We start from the raw sequence: 1,306 nt of genomic DNA on the forward strand, positions 1-1,306 counted from the left end.
CGTAGGCGAACAGGGCGGGTTGGGTGTATTCGGTGCGGTCGAGCAGGGCGGCGTCGGGGGTGTCGGGGGCGGCGAACATGACGTCGCGCAGGGGTCGGTCGAGGTGGGGGTCGAAGCGGGCGCAGATGTCGTCGAGGGCGTCGGCGAAGGTGGGGTGGGCGGCGTGCAGGGCGTGGCCCATGCCGGCGCGCTGGCTGCCCTGCCCGGTGAACAGCATCGCCAGGCGGCGCCCCGCGAGCGCGGCGCCGCCGCCTCGCACGACCCCCGGCGCCGCGCGGTCCGCCGCCAGGGCCCGGAGCTGGTCGACCGCGCTCGCCGGGCTGGCGAGCACGACGGCACGGTGCTCGAACCGGGAGCGTCCGGCAAGGGTGTGCGCGACGTCCATCGGATCGGACCGCGGATGTGCGCACAGGTGGGCCGCCAGCCGCTCGGCCGCGGCGCGCAGCGCCTGCGGCGTGCGCGCGCTGAGCGGGTAGGGCACCGGACTGCCCGGGCGTAGCGCGGGCGTGGGGAGCTCGGCCGCGGACGCGCCGGCCGGGGGCGCCTCCTCGATGATGACGTGCGCGTTGGTGCCGCTGATCCCGAAGGCGGAGATGCCGGCGCGGCGGGGGCGGTCGGGCTCGCGGGGCCAGGGGACGGCGTCGGTGAGCAGGGCGACGGCCCCGCTGGACCAGTCGATGTGCGGGGATGGCCGCTCGGCGTGCAGGGTCTTGGGGAGGGTTTCGTGCTGGAGGGCCTGGATCATCTTGATGACGCCGCTGACGCCGGCGGCGGCCTGGGCGTGGCCGATGTTGGACTTCAGGCTGCCGAGCCAGAGGGGTCTGGTGCGGTCCGGGGCGTAGGCGGCGTGGAGAGCCTGGGCTTCGATGGGGTCGCCGAGGGCGGTGCCGGTGCCGTGGGCCTCGATGGCGTCGATGTCGGTGGGGTGCAGGGCGGCGTTGGTGAGGGCCTGGCGTAGGAGGCGGGTCTGGGCGCGGCCGTTGGGGGCGGTCAGGCCGTTGCTGGCGCCGTCGTTGTTGATGGCGCTGCCGCGCAGGATGGCGTGGATGGGGTGGTGGTGGCGGCGGGCGTCGGAGAGGCGTTCGAGGAGCAGGACGCCGGCGCCGTCGGCCCAGCCGGTGCCGTCGGCGTCGGCGGAGAACGCCTTGCACCGCCCGTCCGGGGCCAGCCCCTTCTTGCGGCTGAACTCGACGAGGATGCCCGGGGTCGACATGACCGTCACTCCGCCGGCCAGCGCGAGGTCACACTCCCCGGCCCGCAGCGCCTGGGCCGCGAGGTGGATGGCGACCAGCGACGCCGAGCACTG

1 protein-coding gene is annotated in these 1,306 nt (G+C 75.9%); it reads right to left on the reverse strand.

The features are described from left to right. Positions 1–1,306, reverse strand: a 1,306-nt coding sequence (locus C1A33_RS25540) for a beta-ketoacyl synthase N-terminal-like domain-containing protein (protein WP_133150833.1), incomplete at both ends; no start/stop codon positions are given.

This window comes from Frankia canadensis, from assembly GCF_900197875.1.
Taxonomy (GTDB): domain Bacteria; phylum Actinomycetota; class Actinomycetes; order Frankiales; family Frankiaceae; genus Frankia; species Frankia canadensis.